Origin of the sequence: Pseudomonas alcaligenes, assembly GCF_041729615.1 — a bacterium.
GTDB classification, from domain to species: domain Bacteria; phylum Pseudomonadota; class Gammaproteobacteria; order Pseudomonadales; family Pseudomonadaceae; genus Aquipseudomonas; species Aquipseudomonas alcaligenes_B.
Map to the genome: position 1 here is coordinate 481,744 of NZ_CP154874.1, position 15,803 is coordinate 497,546.

At 67.4% G+C, this 15,803-nt stretch carries 12 protein-coding genes; 3 read left to right on the forward strand and 9 right to left on the reverse strand.

The genetic code is table 11. The features are described from left to right. Position 1: 1 nt before the first annotated feature. The 5 genes from AAG092_RS02305 to AAG092_RS02325 form a co-directional block, all read right to left on the reverse strand. Positions 2 to 4,879: a PAS domain S-box protein gene (locus AAG092_RS02305; RefSeq protein ID WP_373388378.1), complete on the reverse strand. Its 4,878-nt coding sequence runs from the start codon at positions 4,877 to 4,879 to the stop codon at positions 2 to 4. Between the two features lie 9 nt (positions 4,880 to 4,888). Continuing rightward, positions 4,889 to 6,601, reverse strand: a complete 1,713-nt coding sequence (locus AAG092_RS02310) for an EAL domain-containing protein (protein WP_373388379.1) — start codon at positions 6,599 to 6,601, stop codon at positions 4,889 to 4,891. Between the two features lie 66 nt (positions 6,602 to 6,667). Then, entirely contained in the window at positions 6,668 to 7,792 is a 1,125-nt protein-coding gene (locus tag AAG092_RS02315) for an HDOD domain-containing protein (protein WP_373388381.1), read from the reverse strand. Positions 7,793 to 7,864: 72 nt separating this feature from the next. Next, a complete protein-coding gene (locus AAG092_RS02320) occupies positions 7,865 to 9,013 on the reverse strand; it encodes an acyl-CoA dehydrogenase family protein (protein ID WP_373388383.1) in 1,149 nt (382 codons plus the stop codon). 59 nt (positions 9,014 to 9,072) lie between these two features. Further along, positions 9,073 to 9,654: a DUF4157 domain-containing protein gene (locus AAG092_RS02325; protein WP_373388384.1), complete on the reverse strand. Its 582-nt coding sequence runs from the start codon at positions 9,652 to 9,654 to the stop codon at positions 9,073 to 9,075. 121 nt (positions 9,655 to 9,775) lie between these two features. On the opposite strand from AAG092_RS02325, the gene AAG092_RS02330 reads away from it, so the two are divergent. Further along, positions 9,776 to 10,177 (forward strand): hypothetical protein, encoded by a 402-nt coding sequence (locus tag AAG092_RS02330; protein WP_373388385.1) that lies wholly within the window; start codon positions 9,776 to 9,778, stop codon positions 10,175 to 10,177. 7 nt (positions 10,178 to 10,184) lie between these two features. On the opposite strand, the gene ftrA is transcribed toward AAG092_RS02330, so the two are convergent. Further along, positions 10,185 to 11,165 (reverse strand): transcriptional regulator FtrA, encoded by a 981-nt coding sequence (gene ftrA / locus AAG092_RS02335; RefSeq protein WP_373388386.1) that lies wholly within the window; start codon positions 11,163 to 11,165, stop codon positions 10,185 to 10,187. Between the two features lie 95 nt (positions 11,166 to 11,260). On the opposite strand from ftrA, the gene AAG092_RS02340 reads away from it, so the two are divergent. Then, the gene (locus tag AAG092_RS02340; protein WP_373388388.1) at positions 11,261 to 11,701 is read left to right on the forward strand and encodes a rhodanese-like domain-containing protein; all 441 of its coding nucleotides are present in this window, start codon (positions 11,261 to 11,263) and stop codon (positions 11,699 to 11,701) included. Further along, positions 11,695 to 12,168: an N-acetyltransferase family protein gene (locus tag AAG092_RS02345; RefSeq protein WP_373388389.1), complete on the forward strand. Its 474-nt coding sequence runs from the start codon at positions 11,695 to 11,697 to the stop codon at positions 12,166 to 12,168. The genes AAG092_RS02340 and AAG092_RS02345 overlap by 7 nt, the downstream gene beginning before the upstream one ends. Before the next feature lies 1 nt (position 12,169). On the opposite strand, the gene recR is transcribed toward AAG092_RS02345, so the two are convergent. The 3 genes from recR to dnaX form a co-directional block, all read right to left on the reverse strand. Beyond that, positions 12,170 to 12,769, reverse strand: coding sequence for a recombination mediator RecR (gene recR, locus AAG092_RS02350; RefSeq protein ID WP_110683264.1), 600 nt, complete (start codon positions 12,767 to 12,769; stop codon positions 12,170 to 12,172). A gap of 168 nt (positions 12,770 to 12,937) precedes the next feature. Next, the gene (locus AAG092_RS02355) at positions 12,938 to 13,264 is read right to left on the reverse strand and encodes a YbaB/EbfC family nucleoid-associated protein (protein ID WP_003240957.1); all 327 of its coding nucleotides are present in this window, start codon (positions 13,262 to 13,264) and stop codon (positions 12,938 to 12,940) included. 24 nt (positions 13,265 to 13,288) lie between these two features. Further along, positions 13,289 to 15,358, reverse strand: a complete 2,070-nt coding sequence (dnaX, locus tag AAG092_RS02360; RefSeq protein ID WP_373388390.1) for a DNA polymerase III subunit gamma/tau — start codon at positions 15,356 to 15,358, stop codon at positions 13,289 to 13,291. Positions 15,359 to 15,803: the final 445 nt, after the last annotated feature.

A 15,803-nucleotide genomic window follows, 5' to 3' on the forward strand; every position in this document is an offset into this window, starting at 1 on the left:
GTCAGCCTCCCGGGGCCAGGTCAAGCAGATCACGCCCCAGTGCCAGGGCCTTATTGAAGTCTAGCGCCTCGACGGCCTGAAGAAATACCCCAAAGGCCGGCTGCAGAACCGCCGGCGCACACCTGTCGAGGGCCTCTGCCCGCTCGATGGCCTGCAGGTCACCACGCTCCAGCAGACCGCACAGCTCGCGCAGGGCGCTGCGCCAGCTCTCCATCGGCAAGGGTTCGAGCCTATCGGGCTCGGCCACGGCAACCGGGGCGAACAGGCGCAGCAAGGCGTCGACACTTTGTTGCAGCAGTACTTCCAGTTCGTGCCAGTCCAGCTGCGCCAGCAGGCCTGCCGTCTCTTCGGTGTCCGCCTGCTTGAGCTGTTGCTCCAGGCTGGCGACCCGTGCGGCAAAGGCGCTGGCACCCATGGTGCCGGCACTGCCCTTGAGCGTGTGCAACAGCAGCAGCACACCCTGCAGCTCGCCACGCGCGGCCAGCTCATGCAGGCGCTCGAGCTGCTTGGCCAGTTCCGGCTGGAAGTTGTGCAGCACCCTGCGCAGCAGGTAGAGATTGCCGCCGAAGCGCGCGAGAATCGAGCTTTCGCCTTCGACCAGCCCCGCCGTCTGCGCCTCGCGGCCTGGCGGAGCAAGCGCCGCGCCGCGGCCGGTCCACTGCAGCAGGGTCGCCACCAGCTGCTGCAGGTCGATGGGTTTGCCCAGGTGATCGTTCATGCCCGCCGCCAGGCAGGCCTCGCGGTCGGCACGGGAAGCGTTGGCGGTCATGGCGATGATCGGCACATCGAGCGTGCCCACCTGCTGGCGGATGCGCCGGGTGGCTTCCAGACCATCGATATCCGGCATCTGGATGTCCATCAGTACGGCATCGAAGGGCGGCTGTTCGCGCTGCACCCGCTCGACGCCTTCCAGCCCGTTTTCGGCCAGGCTGACCTGCGCCCCCTCGCCGGCCAGCAGCTCGGCGGCCACCTGGCGGTTGAGCATGTTGTCCTCCACCACCAGCAGGCGCAGCCCGGCCAGACGCTGTGGCGCGGCGCGCGGGGCGGCGGCCGCGACGGCCTGCTGGCCGTCCAGCGCGCGCTGCACCGCGGCGGCCAGCTGCTGCGGGGTGACCGGTTTGGTCAGGAAGCCGGAAAACGGCGCCCGTCCCTCCTGATAACGGTCGGCGAGCACCTCGCGACCGTGGGCGGTGATCATCACCACCAGCGGCATGTCTCGGTCGCTGGCGCGCTCACCGATCATGTGGGCCGCAGAGAGTCCGTCCAGGTCGGGCATGCGCCAGTCCATCAGGACCAGATCGAAGGGTTGCCCCTGCGCGAGCGACTCGTCGATGCGTGCGAGGGCCTGCTGCCCGCCCGCCACCCACTCGGCCTGCCAACCCAGGGAGGCAGCAGTGCGCAACAACAGCTCGCCGGCTACCGCGTTGTCATCGGCGATCAGCAGGCGCAGGTTGGCATCCAGGGCGCTGCAGGCCGAGCGCAGACTGGCCTGCTCGGCCACCTCCAGCTCGATATCGAACCAGAAGCGACTGCCCTCGCCGACCTGGCTCTCTACCTGCAGCTCGCCGCCCATCAGCTCGATCAGGCGCTTGCAGATCACCAGTCCCAGCCCGGTACCGCCGAAGCGCCGCGTGGTCGAGGCCTCGGCCTGGGTGAAGCCGTCGAAGATGCGGCTCAGCTGCTCGGCGCTGATGCCGATGCCGGTATCGCTCACCGCCACGCGCACGGCGACCCGCTGGGCATCGCGCCGCAGCTGGCGCAGGCTGACCACCACCTGGCCCTGCTGGGTGAACTTGAGGGCATTGCCGGCCAGGTTGATCAGCACCTGCTGCAGCCGCAGGCTGTCACCGATCAACGCGCTGGGCAGCTCGGCATCCAGGTCGAACATCACCTCGATCTCCTTCCCCCCCTGGTTACCGGCCAGCACCACCGCCAGGTCGCGCAGCAGCGGCTCGAGCTCGAAGCGATGCAGGTCGAGCTGCAGCTTGCCGGCTTCGATCTTCGAGTAGTCGAGAATGTCGTTGAGCAGGCCGAGCAGCGACTGCGCCGCGCCGTGGGCCTTCTCCACATAGTCCAGCTGGCGCGGGTTGAGCTCGGTGGCCTGCACCAGCTGGAGCATGCCGAGCACCGCGTTCATCGGCGTGCGTATCTCGTGGCTCATGTTGGCCAGGAAGGCACTCTTGGCCGCGCTGGCGGCGTCGGCCTGCTCCTTGGCCTCGCGCAGGCGCGACTCCAGTTCGAGCTGGGCGGTGATGTCGCGGTTGATGCCGGTGACCTTCAGCGGATTGCCCTCGGCGTCACGTTCGACCTGCGCACCGGCCTGGATGCAGAGCACCCGGCCATCCGGGCGGACAACACGGAAGACCGGATCGTAGACACCCTCGCCGGCCACGGCGGCCTGCAGCTTGGCCTCGGTGGCCTGGATATCTTCCGGGTGCACCCGCTCGCGCCAGTGGGCATAGCTCAGCTGGTCCTGCTGAGCAAGGCTGATCGGCTGGTCGTAAAGCTCGAACATGCGCGCATTCCACTGCAGGCGGTTATCGGCCAGGTTCCAGGTCCATATGCCCAGCTCGGCCACTTCGGCGGCCAGCAGCAGCTGGTCGCGTGCCGCCAATGCTTCGCGGCGCAGCAGCAGTTGCTGGGTCAGGTCGGTAAGCACGCAGACCAGACGCCTTTTGCCTGCATTGTGCATAGTCCCGATGGACAAATGGACTGGAAACTCCGAGCCGTCCTGGCGCACACAGGTAAGGTCCAGCACATGCTGCCCGCCGCTCTCACCCTGTCTGAAGAATTGCTTGACACCACTTGCGAAGGATTGGAACGACTTCGCCTCGAGCAGCTCGTCAAAGTGCATGCTATGCATTTGCTCGGCACCGTAGCCGAAGGTCAGCTGGGCCGCAGGGTTGCTGCTGAGAATCAGGCCACTGAAGTCGAGGGTGAACACCGGGTTGACCGCCGTGTCCAGCACCGCCCGGGTGGTTTCCAGGCTCTCGGCCAGGCGCTGCTCGGCGGCCTTGCGCTGGGTGATATCGAGGGCGATGCCGAGGTAGCCTAGCAGCTCGCCGTCGTCGTCGCGCATCGCGGTCACCACCAGGGTGACCGGGAAGCGCGAGCCGTCCTTGCGTACATAGGTCCACTCGCGGGTCTCCACACCTTCCTGCTCGGGAACATGCACGAAGGTGCGGAACCCCTCGATGGTCTGCCCATAGCGCCGGCTCAGCTCGGCGCCATGAGCGGCGATCTCCTCCGGCAGGTGGATCAGCGCCGGCGTCTGCAGGCCCACCATTTCCTGCGCACGATAGCCGAGCAGGCGTTCGGCGCCACGATTGAACACGCTGATCAGGCCCTGCGGGTCGGTGGCGATGATCGACACCTGCGAGGCCGAGTCGAGCACGCTGCCGAGCAGCACATTGAGCTCGTGCAATGCCCGGGTACGCTCGGCGACCTGGCTCTCCAGAGTGGCATTGAGCTGCAGGATCTGCGCCTCGGCCGCTTTCTGCGCGGAGATGTCGCGCAGCGTCTTGGACACGCCGACCACCCTGCCGTGCGCATCGCGAATCGGCGAGGAGGACAGCGACAACTCCAGCTGCTGGCCATCCCGCCCCAGCAGCTGCGTATCAAAATCGTGGATCGACTCGCCGCCGGCCACCCGGCGCAGGTTGTCGGTTTCCTCGGCGCTACGCTCGGGCGGCAGGGTCAGCTCGGCGAAGCTGCGGCCCAGCGCCTGCTCGGCGCTATGGCCGAAGATACGCTGCGCGCCCAGGTTCCAGCTGAGGATGCGACCATCCAGGGCCTGGCCGATGATGCCATCGCTGGAGCTCTCGACGATGGCCGCCAGGCGCGACTGTTCCTGCAGTATCTGCAGGCGGCGCTCCCGGCTGATTCCGAGCACCCCGACCAGGGCCGCCAGCAGCAGGGTCAGCAGCGCGCCGATCAACACTATCTGCTGCGGTGCGGTTTGATGCAGCTGCTTGATGAAAGCAGGATAGGCGACCAGTTCGATCTGCCAGCGGCGCCCATGGATGTCGCGCTGCAGGCGCTGGGTCATGATCTCCCCCGGCTGACTGGCGGCCGCGGGGCTCTCGTAGAACGGCTCGTGCCGGTCCGGCTGGGTGATGTCGCGCAGACGCAGGCGCAGCCCTTCGCTCTGCAGGGCCAGGCCCCGTAGCACCTCCTCGGTGAGCAGCGGCGCATAGCTCCAGCCGAAGGTCTGTCGCTCACGCTCCGCCGGGCTATCCGGGGTCAGTGCATCGCGGTAGATCGGCATCAGGATGAGGAAGGACTGCAGCGGCTTGCCGGTGGCCTGAACCAGGGTAATGGGCCCGGTCAGGCGCGCCTCGCCGCTACGCATCGAGGCCAGCGCCGCCTCCCGGCGGTTGGTCTCGGAGGCGATATCCAGCCCCACCGCGGGCAGGTTGCCGGCCAGCGGTTCGATGTACTGGATGACGAAGCGCTCGCCATCGTGCGGCGCCAGCTGGCGAATGGCGAAGTCCGCCTTGCCATCGGCCCTGGCCTGCTCGATGAAGGCCTGTTCCTGCGCCCTGGGCACCCGGCGTATGAAGCCGAAGCCGCGTGCGCCGGGAAATTCCCGCTCGATATCACGGGTGTTGCTGTAGCGACGAAACAGCTCGCGACTGATGCCCTGTTCGCCGCTGGTGAGTATCGCGCCGCGCGCGCCGCGCAAACCGTACTGATAGAGGCGGAAGCGCTCGACCACCAGGTCGGCGGTGCGCACGGCGGCAGTCTCCAGCGCCTCGCGCGCCTGTGCGCGATTGGCGCGGTGTAGCAGCTCGGCGGCCAGTGCAGTGAGCAGGGCTCCCACCAGCAGGGTAAAGAGAATACGTGGGCGCAGGGGAGTCGAAGCCAGGAAGTTGGGCACAAGCATTCCTTAATGAGTGGCCTGACCGTTACCGCTTGCATCACAGGCCGCGAGATGCTGGCTGAGTTGAGCGAACGGCATGGGCCGGCAGTACAGGTAACCCTGCATCAAATCGCAGCCCAGTTCCAGCAGGCGATCGACCTGGGCCTGGCTCTCCACGCCCTCGGCGATCAGTTCCAAATCCAGGGCCTGGCCCAGGCGCACTATCGCCTCGATGATGGCGGCATCGCTGCGGTCGCTGAGCATGTCGCGGACGAAGCTCTGATCGATTTTCAGCACATCGATCGGCAGGCGCTTGAGGTAGGACAGGCTGGAATAACCGGTGCCGAAATCGTCGATGGCGATGCGCACGCCCATGCTCTTCAGCTCGCCGAGGGTGGCGCTGGCCGCGGCGATGTCGTGGGCCAGCACGCCCTCGGTGATCTCCAGCTCCAGCAGGCTGGGCGGCAAGGCGCTCTGCGCGAGGATGCCCTTGACCATGCCGAGGAAGGACTCCTCGCGAAACTGCACCGCGGAAATATTCACGCTGACACAGGCCGGCAGCCCCAGGCGCTGCAGCCTGCCGGCATCGGTACAGGCCTGCAGCAGCACGTACTTGCCGATCGGCACGATCAGCCCGGTCTCCTCGGCCAGGGGGATGAACTCGGCCGGCGACACCAGCGCCCCCTCGCCGCTGCGCCAGCGGATCAGCGCCTCCATGCCGCAGATCTGGCGCCGCCGGGCATCGAACTTGGTCTGGTAGAAGACCTCGAACACGCCCTGCTCCAGGGCGCTGCGCATGTGGTTCTCCAACAGGTGACGGGCGCGGGTGCTGCTCTCGATGTTCTGCGAGAAGAAGCGGTAGCGGTTACGACCATCCTGCTTGGCCTGGTACATGGCCGCGTCGGCGTGACGGTAGAGCGCCTCGAGGTCTGTGCTGTCGTCGGGAAACACACCGATGCCGATGCTGGCCGACAGTCGATACTGGCTGCCGCCCAGCTCGATCGGCCTGGCGATGGTCGCCAGCAGACGCTCCACGCAATCGCCGATGGCCTCGAAGCGCTGCACATCGGGCAACAGGATGACGAATTCGTCGCCACCCTGGCGGCTCACCGTATCGATCACCCGCGAGCTCTCGCTCAAGCGCCTGGCCACCTCCTTGAGCACGGCATCGCCTACCGAATGGCCGACCGAGTCGTTGATGCCTTTGAAATTGTCCAGATCGAGCAGAAGCATGGCGACCCGCCCCTGGCCACGCTGCGCCTTCTGCAGGGCCTGTTCGGCGCGGTCCTGCAACAGGACGCGGTTGGGCAGCCCGGTCAGGGCGTCGTAGTAGGCCAGTTTCTTCGCCTCGGCCCGCAGGTTCAGGTGCGCCCGCACATGGGCCCGTGCCACCGGCAGATTCAGCGGCTTCTGGATGAAGTCCACACCGCCGTATTCGAGGGCCTTGATCTCGTTCTCGCTCTGGGTGTGCGAGGTGACGAACAGGATGGCGGCATCGCAAAGCTTGGGGTCGGCCTTCATCGCCCGGCAGATCTCGAAGCCGTTCATCTGCGGCATCTGGATATCCAGCAGCACCAGATCGGGCCTGCAGAAGCGTGCCACCTCCAACGCCATGCGCCCGTCGCTGGCCACATGCACCTCACCGAGGTCGCGCACCGCCTCGCTGAGCATCAGCACATCGCTCGGCTGGTCGTCGACTATCAGTATCACCGGCGCTGCATTGAACAGGTGTTCGGCCATACGGCCTCCCCGGAAGTCCCTTTCTGACTACCCACACAGACTAGACCAGCATCAGGCACCCACCGTTCAACCGAATCCGGCCAGACGCCTGAGCCGCTCCACAGTCGCTGCCGACTCGCCATTGCACAGCGCCGCCGCCAGGCGCATCAGCACCTGCTCGCGGCGCACCTGCACCTGCGGCAGCGCATAGACGGCGCCGATCAGTTCGCGCAGCGCCATGGGCAAGCCCCAATGGCTCTTCAGGCCGAGGGCGAACGGTTGGGCGAAGTCACCGATGGCCTGGCCGAGCAGGCGGTCGTCGAGGCTATTGCCCTGGCTGGCCCACTTCTGGCTCTGCAGCAGTACGCAGAGCTCGCCCATGCGGTGCAGCAGTGCGGCAACCTGCAAGGGTGCAGGGTCGAGGCCCGCCTGGCGGGCCAGGATCACCACCTGCTCGGCCAGACGCTCCGCCGCCTCCAGATGTTCGCGCAGTAGCAAGGACGGGAGCGAGTCGTCCTCGCCACAGGCTTGCCGCAGCGCCAGGGCCACGGCCAGGTTCAGGCTGGTACGCCCGCCCAGGCGCTTGAGCGCCTCGGGCAGGCTGACGCAGGCCTGACCGCCGCCACCGTAGGCGGCGCTGTTGGCCGCCGCGATCAGATAGGCGCAGAGCGCCGGATCATGCTGCCATTGCTCGCTGAGCTCGCGGAAATCCAGCGGCACGCCCTGGCACGCCAGCTTGAGGCGCTCCTTGACCCCGGCCAGCAGCGGCAGGTCGAGATCGGCCGCCGAGAGGCGCCCCAGGTAGTCGGGCAGTTCCTCGCGGGATACCGCAGTGGCCAGCAGGGTGGCGTCTTCCGGCAGCAACTGTTCGATGCAGGCCAGGACCTTGGGCACGTCGAAGGGCTTGGTGATGTAGGCGCTGATCGCCAGCGGCCGCACCGACAGCACGCTCTCGCGATCGGAGCGTCCGGTGATCATCACCAGCGGCGTGCCCCTGTCCTGCTGGCGGATGCGCTGCAGCAGGCTGAAGCCGGAGTCGTCCGGCAGGTTCCAGTCGGCCAGCACCAGCTGGTAGCGGCTGCGCTGCCAGGCATCGAAGGCGCTCTGGGCATCGCCGAAGCAGTCGACGGCGGCGGCCGGGCGGGCACTGAATACCAGTTGCTTGAGCAGATCGGCCAGCCAGGGGTCGTCATCCACGATCATCACGCGCATGGGCAGCTCTCAGTGACGGAGTCTGCCTGCAACGATAGACGCTAACCCCGCCCCCGGCCTGCGACTCTCGCGCTAGAGCCCCAGCTGCTTGCTGATGATCTCGTTCATGATCTCCCTCGAGCCGCCGCCGATGGAGAGGATGCGGTTGTCACGGTACAGGCGCTCCACCAGCAACTCGCGCATGTAGCCCATGCCGCCGAGGATCTGCACGGCGTCGTAGGTGATGCGGTCGGCCACGTCGGTGGCGAAGTTCTTGGCCATGGATATCTCCTTGATCACGCTCTTGCCGGCGGCCATCTTGGCCGCCTGGCGATAGGTAAATTCGCGGGAGACTTCCAGCTGGGTGGCCATCTCGGCCAGACGATGCTTGAGCACCTGGAACTTGCCGATCGGCTTGCCGAAGGCCTCGCGCCCGCGGGCCCAGGCCATGGCCTCCTCCAAGGCCAGCTGCGAGGTCATGTTGGCCATCAGCGCCAGGCTCAGGCGCTCGCTCTGGAAGTTGGCCATGATGCAGGCGAAGCCCATGTTCTCCGCGCCGATCAGGTTCTCCACCGGCACCCTGCAATCGTCGAAGAACAGCTCGGCGGTGTCCGAGGCCCGCCAGCCCATCTTCTTCAGCGAGCGGCCAACAGTGAAGCCGGGGGTACCCTTCTCGATCAGCAGCAGGCTGACGCCGCCGAAACCCTCGCCGCCGGTACGCACGGCCACCGTATAGTAGTCGGCACGCACGCCACTGGTGATGAAGGTCTTGCTGCCGGTCACGCGGTAGTAATCGCCGTCACGTACGGCACGGGTCTTGAGGTTGGCCACGTCGGAACCGCCGGAAGGCTCGGTCACCGCCAGGGCCATGATCTTCTCGCCGGCCAGCACCTCGGGCACCACGCGCTCGCGCAGCGCCGGCCTGGCCCACTTGAGCACCGGCGGCAGGCCGATATCCAGCGAGCCGAGGCCGGCGACCAGGCCGCCGGAGCCGGAGCGCATCAGCTCCTCGCTGGCCGCCACCTTGGCGAACAGGTCGCCCTCGTGGCTGCCACCGTACTGCTCCGGATAGCCGATGCCGAGGATGCCGGCCGCGCCGGCCTTGCGGTACAGCTCGCGGGGAAACTCCTCGGCCTCCTCCCAGTCCGCCACGTGCGGCAGGACCTCGCGCTCGATGAAGCGGCGCACGGAGTCGCGGACCAGTTGATGGGATGGGTCAAAGTATTCCTGGAAGGCGGACATGCGGGTGGCTCCCGTTATTGTTTCCGCCACCCTAACCGAGCGCTTGCTTGGTTTTCAAGTCATGGTTTCCTGGACGTGATCAGCTCCTGCATGATGCGGATCTGCATGTCGTAAGCCGGCTTCTCCACGGCCTCGAAGTCACGGGTGTAGCGCTGGGCAAAGCCGGTCGAGCCCCATTCGCGGTACTGCCTGGCGTGCCACAGCTCGTGGGCCCAGAGGCCGGTGTCGCGCTCGGCAGCCGCCTGGCTGCGGAACACCACCACGTCGACCAGGGTCACTGCCTTGATGTCCGGGTTCTGCAGCATGGTGCTGGCCACGTCCAGCTCGTCGAGCGCGCCGACGCGGTAGCGAACCGTATCGAGCAGATCACTGTCGTAATAGGGCGACAGCCGTGCACGGATCTCCAGTGGCATCGGCAGGGTCCCGGCCATCAGGGCCGTATCGCGTGACTGCAGCAGCCAGCGCTCGAGCGTCACCGCGGCCGAGCCGAGGACCTGCTCGCGAATTGGCTCGACATCGGGCACACAGAAACAGCCACTGAGGCAGATCTCCATCTGCCCCGGCGGGCAGGCGGCAGAAGCGCCGAACGGCGCCCCCAGGACGAGGAGCAGCACGGCGCGACGAACAGAAGCAGGAATCACGGATTTTCCAGGGAGTCATTCGGGGGGGCGGTGGGTCGCCATCATGGCAGCGGATGGCGGTCGACGCTATGACCGGCGCGGAGGCCGGAATATCCCCAACACGCTGCCAGGGAGAGGAAAAATGCGCGCCATCCACATCATCCTGAGCGCCCTGCTGCTGGGTTGCACGACGCTGGGCTACCAGCCACGGGCCATTTCCGAACGCGAGGCCTATGCGGTGATCACCGAAGTGGCCATGCAGCAGCCCGGCGCACCCGCCTCCACCTACCTGGACAGCCACTACCTCGGCTTTCGCGATGCAACCGGCGGCAAGCCGCAGGACATCCGCGAGCGCATCTACTTCGGCTCGCTCGACGGCATCGAGCTGCGCAGTCGCGGCCCGGGCTTTCTGGTGCGCCTGAGCGGCCCGGGCGGCGAAACTCTGCGTGAGTTCCGCATCACCGAGCGTGAGCAGGCAGAGCGCTTCGTCGACGCCCTCGCCCACTACCGCGCCAAGGCTCCCGCCTTCAGCGGATTGAAGTGAACCGCGCCTAGCTCCCTTGCGGGGCTTTCCCCCGTTGCCCGAAACGCTCGCGGTAGGCGCTCGGCGGCACTCCCAGGTGATTGCGGAAGGCGATGCGGAAGCTCTCCACGGTGCGATAACCGCACTGTTCGGCGATGCGCTCGACGCTCTGCGTGCCGCCTTCCAGCAGCTCGCGGGCACGGGCCAGGCGCTCGTGCTGCAGCCAAGCCTTGGGCGCCATGCCGGTGGCGGCAGCGAAGCGACGCAGAAAGGTGCGCTCGCTCATCGCCATGCGCTGCGCCAGCTGGCTCACTTCCAGCGGCTGGTCGAGGCGCTGGCGCGCCCACTCCAGCAGAGCGGACAGGTCGTGCCGCGCCGAGTGCGCCACCGGCGCGGGAATGAACTGCGCCTGGCCGCCGGCGCGCTGCGGCGCCATCACCAGGCGCTGGGCCACGCGGTTGGCCACCTGGTTGCCGAAGTCCCGCGCCACCAGGTGCAGGCAGGCGTCGATGCCGGCGGCGCTGCCCGCCGAGCTGATCAGCTGGCCGGCGTCGACGTAGAGCACCTGCGGGTCTACCTCGACGTTCGGGTAGCGCCGCGCCAGCTCCTCGGCGTAGCGCCAGTGAGTAGTGGCGCGCCGGCCGTCGAGCAGGCCGCTGGCGGCCAGGACGAATACCCCGGAGCAGATCGACAGCAGCCGCGCGCCGCGCCCGTGGGCCTCGCGCAGGGCCTGCAGCAGTGCCGGCGGCGGCCGCTCGGCACGATCGCGCCAGCCGGGGATGACGATGGTGCGGGCCTCGGCCAGGGCCTCCAGGCCGGCATCGGCCAGCACCTGGATGCCGCCCATGGCGCGCATCGGCCCCTGGTCCAGGCCGACGATGCGGTGGCGATACCAGGGAAAGTCGAACTCCGGCCGGGGCAAGCCGAAGATCTCCACGGCGATGCCGAACTCGAAGGTGCACAGGCCGTCGTAGGCGAGGATGGCCACCAGGCCGGGGTCGTTGCGCATTGGCGGAAAATTTCCGATACCTGTCCGAGCCGCCACTGTAGCCGAGTCGCGGCGGCTCATACAGTGGCGCCATCCCAACCACGAGGAGTTCCACCATGAGCCTGGTCAGCCACATCCCCGCCGCCACTTCCGCCGTCGCGCTGATGCATTTCAGCCAGCGCCTGGCCTTCGAGACCGACTGCTCGGACGTCCACGCCAGCCAGCAGGAGGGTCAGGTCGACTTCGTGCTGGTCGATGTGCGCGGCAAGGCCGCCTACGCCGCCGGCCATGTGCCGGGCGCCATCAACATCCCGCACCGCCTGATGAGCGCCGAGCGCATGGCCGAGTTTCCCCGCGACACCCTGTTCGTCGTCTACTGCGCCGGCCCGCACTGCAACGGCGTGCACCGCGCGGCCGTGCGCCTGGCGAGCCTCGGCTACGCGGTGAAGGAGATGCTCGGCGGCGTCACCGGCTGGCTCGACGAGGGCCTGAGCCTGGTCGGCGGCGATGGCGCCGCACAGGCCAAGGCCCAGCCGGGCATCGCCTGCGCATGCTGATCCGCACGGCCACCGAGACAGACGTGCCGGCGCTGCTGGCACTGATGCGCGAGCTGGCGGCCCTCGAGGATTGCCTGGCGGAGTTCGCCGTGGATGAAGAGGCGCTGGTGCAGCGCGCCTTCGGCCCTGCGGCGCAGTACCGGATCTTCGTCGCCGACGCCGATGGCGAGTTGCATGGCTATGCCGTGGCGCTGCTCGTCCCCTTCACCTACGACCTGCGTCCGACCGTGCGCCTCAAGGAGCTATATGTGACAGCGCACTGGCGCTCACAGAATCTGGGCCGGCAGCTGCTGGGCGCACTGGCGCAATGGGGGCTGGAGCAAGGCGCCGGACGCCTGCACTGGGATGTGCTGGCCGGCAATAGCCGCGCGGAAGCCTTCTACCAGCGCCTGGGCGGTCGCCGGGTAGAGAAATGGATCGCCTACGAGATGGACGACGCCGCGCTGCAGGCGCTGGCGGGCGGCTGAATCAACCGGAGATCGGCCGGCGCCCGGCCAGGGCGTGGGCCAGGGTGCCACCGTCGACCAGCTCCAGCTCGCCGCCCAGCGGCACACCATGAGCGATGCGCGACAGCACGATGTTCTTGCCCGCCAGCATCTGCGCGATGTAGTGGGCCGTGGCCTCGCCCTCCACCGTCGGGTTGGTGGCGAGGATCACCTCGCTGAACTGGCTGGCGCCGATATGCGCCAGCAGCTCGGGGATACCGATGGCCTCCGGGCCCAGGCCGTCCAGCGGCGAGAGGTGGCCCTTGAGCACGAAGTAGCGCCCGCGGTAGCCGGTCTGCTCGACCGCGAACACATCCAGCGGCCCCTCCACCACGCACAGCAGCGAGTCGTCGCGACGCGGGTCGCTGCACTGCGGGCACAGCTCGTCCTCGCTCAGGGTGCGGCAACGCTTGCAGTGCCCCACCCCCTCCATGGCCGCCGCCAGCGCCTGCGACAGGCGCATGCCGCCGCTGCGGTCGCGCTCCAGCAGCTGCAGGGCCATGCGCTGCGCGGTCTTCTGTCCGACACCGGGCAGCAGGCGCAGCGAATCGATCAGTTGGCGGATCAGCGGGCTGAAGCTCATGGAACTCCTACGGACATGTAGCCCGGATGCAATCCGGGGGAACATCGCATTAGGCTTTCCCGGATTGCATCCGGGCTACGGGACTGCCGTGTCTAGGGGAAAATGGCCACAGGCCTTTCCACCCGTGCGGTGGATAACGCTACGCGGTTATCCACCCTACGAAACGGTTTAGAACGGCATCTTGAAACCGGGCGGGAGCTGCATGCCTGCAGTCATGCCGGCCATCTTCTCCTGGCTGTTCTGCTCGACCTTGCGCACCGCGTCGTTCACCGCGGCAGCGATCAGGTCTTCCAGCACTTCCTTGTCTTCCTGCATCAGGCTGTCGTCCAGGGTGATGCGTTTGACATCGTGGCGACCGGTCATCACCACGCTCACCAGGCCGGCGCCGGACTGGCCGGTGACTTCGGCGTTGGCCAGCTCTTCCTGCATCTTCTGCATCTTTTCCTGCATCTGCTGGGCCTGCTTCATCAGGCCCGCCATGCCGCCTTTCATCATGATGGTGTTCCTCGGCTAATCGACTCAGGGAGTCAGGGGTTCGATGGAGTCGGGGCGAATGCTCGCCCCGAACTGTTGAATCATCTGCTGCACCAGCGGGTCGTCGTGGATCGACTGCTCGGCCAGGCGCTGACGCTCGGCGCGCTTGCGTGCGGCGGCCTGGGCCGGAGTCTCCTGCTCCGGGCGGACCAGCTCGATGCGCAGTTTCAGGTTGCGCCCCAGGTGCTGATTGAGCGCTTCGTTCAGGCGACGTTGCTGGGTGGCATTGAACAGCGCACTGTGCGCCGGGTCCAGGTGCAGCAGCCAGTCGTCGCCGTCGGCCTCGACCAGCGTGCAGTTGGCGCCGATGCTGCCGGTCATGCCGGACAGGCCCAGACGCGGGAACAGGTCGAGCCACTCGGCGGCCAGGCCGGTAGCGGGTTGCGCGGCCGGCAGCGGCTCGGCCACCACGGCCTCGGGCTGGGCCGGGGCATCGAAATCGTAATCGAGGCTGTCGGCGTCGGCCTCGTAGTAGTCATAGTCGCCGGGTGGTGGCTCGTCGTCATCGCCCTCCTCGGCCGCAGCCACGGCGGGAGTCTGAACGGCCGGAGCCGGCTCGGCCGGCACGTCGACAGCGGCAGGAGCCACAGCAGGCTGTTCGGCAAGCTGTGCAACGGGCTCGGCGACCTGCACCGGTTGCTGCGGCGCAGGCGCCTCCCAGGGCAGATCGACCGGCTGTGCGACCTCGGCCACAGGCGCGACAGAGGCGATGACCGGCTCGGCAGCGGGAACCTCGGCAATGGCTGCGAGCGGTGCAACGGCCTCAGGGGCCGGAGCCGGAGCCGGAGCCACCACAGGCTGGGGTGCCGGCGCGACTGGCGCAACAGCTGGAGCAACCGGAGCAACCGGAGCAACGATAGCGGCCGGCGCAGCCATGGGGGCCACACCGGCCACCGGGGTCTGGCTGGAATCAGCGGTGGCCTTGCTGATCCCCAGGTCCTTTAAAGGTGACCTCGGCGCCCCGTCGGTATCGGCCGGACGGAACGCCAGCATGCGCAGCAGCACCATCTCGAAGCCAGCGCGCGGGTCCGGCGCCAGCGGCAGGTCGCGGCGGCCGATCAGGCCCATTTGGTAGTAGAACTGCACATCCTCGGCCGGCAGCGCCTGGGCCAGGGCCAGCACCTTGTCGCGGTCGCCCTGGCCGTTGTCCACCGCCTCCGGCAGGGCCTGGGCGATGGCCACGCGGTGCAGCACGTTGAGCATTTCCGACAGCACGCCGTTCCAGTCCGGGCCCTGTTCGGCCAGCTGGCGCACCGCTTCCAGCAGCGCACGGGCGTCGCCCTCCAGCAGGGCGTGCAGCACGCCATAGACCTGGCCATGGTCGAGGCTGCCGAGCATGGCACGCACATCGGCGGCCAGCACCTTGCCCTCGCCGAAGGCGATGGCCTGGTCGGTCAGGCTCATGGCGTCGCGCATCGAGCCGTCGGCAGCGCGGCCGAGCAGCCACAGGGCGTCTTCCTCGAAGGGCACGCTCTCGGCGCTCAGCACATGGGTCAGGTGTTCGACCACCCGCTCCGGCGGCATGTTCTTCAGGGAGAACTGCAGGCAGCGCGAGAGGATGGTGACCGGCAGCTTCTGCGGATCGGTGGTGGCGAGCAGGAACTTGACGTGGGGCGGCGGCTCTTCGAGGGTCTTGAGCAGCGCGTTGAACGAGTGCGTGGAGAGCATGTGCACTTCGTCGATCAGGTAGACCTTGTAGCGCCCGCGGCTCGGCGCGTACTGCACGTTCTCCAGCAGTTCGCGGGTGTCCTCGACCTTGGTGCGGCTCGCGGCGTCCACCTCGATCAGGTCGACGAAGCGGCCCTCGTCGATCTCCCGGCACACCGAGCAGGTGCCGCAGGGCGTGGAGCTGATGCCGGTCTCGCAGTTCAGGCACTTGGCGATGATCCGCGCGATGGTGGTCTTGCCCACCCCGCGGGTGCCGGTGAACAGGTAGGCGTGGTGCAGGCGCTGGCTGTCCAGCGCGTTGATCAGGGCCTTGAGCACATGGGTCTGGCCGACCATTTCGCGGAACGAGCGCGGACGCCATTTACGTGCAAGGACCTGATAACTCATCGAAAACCGTCGCAGCTGGGAAGCAGAAGGGGCTAATCCTAGCGGAGCACCGGGCAAATTGCATCCGCGCAATCCCCAGGCTGTCGGCATTCTGGTGAGGCTGCTTGCAAGGCGCTGACGCCAGGCTGCATGGCAAATCGGCCATTGTCGAAGCCTTTACCGGTCGCTCGTCGCCAGGGAGTCGTCGCCGGGTAATTGACTAGGTAATCTGCCTGAAGGCTTTTTGCCAGCATTCAAGTCATTCCTCGTGACGCCGAAACACTCGGCAACCTACAAGAAACGGAGTCCATCTCCATGCAACAAGGTCTATTGGCCACTTTCATGCCGCAAACCGAGCTGGCTCCTGGTGAGCAGCTGCTCAGCCGCATGCTTGCCTTCTTCTGCCTGTGCGGCCTGGTCATCGGCCTGTACAGCGGCATCAAATGGGGCCGCCTGGGCAATGACG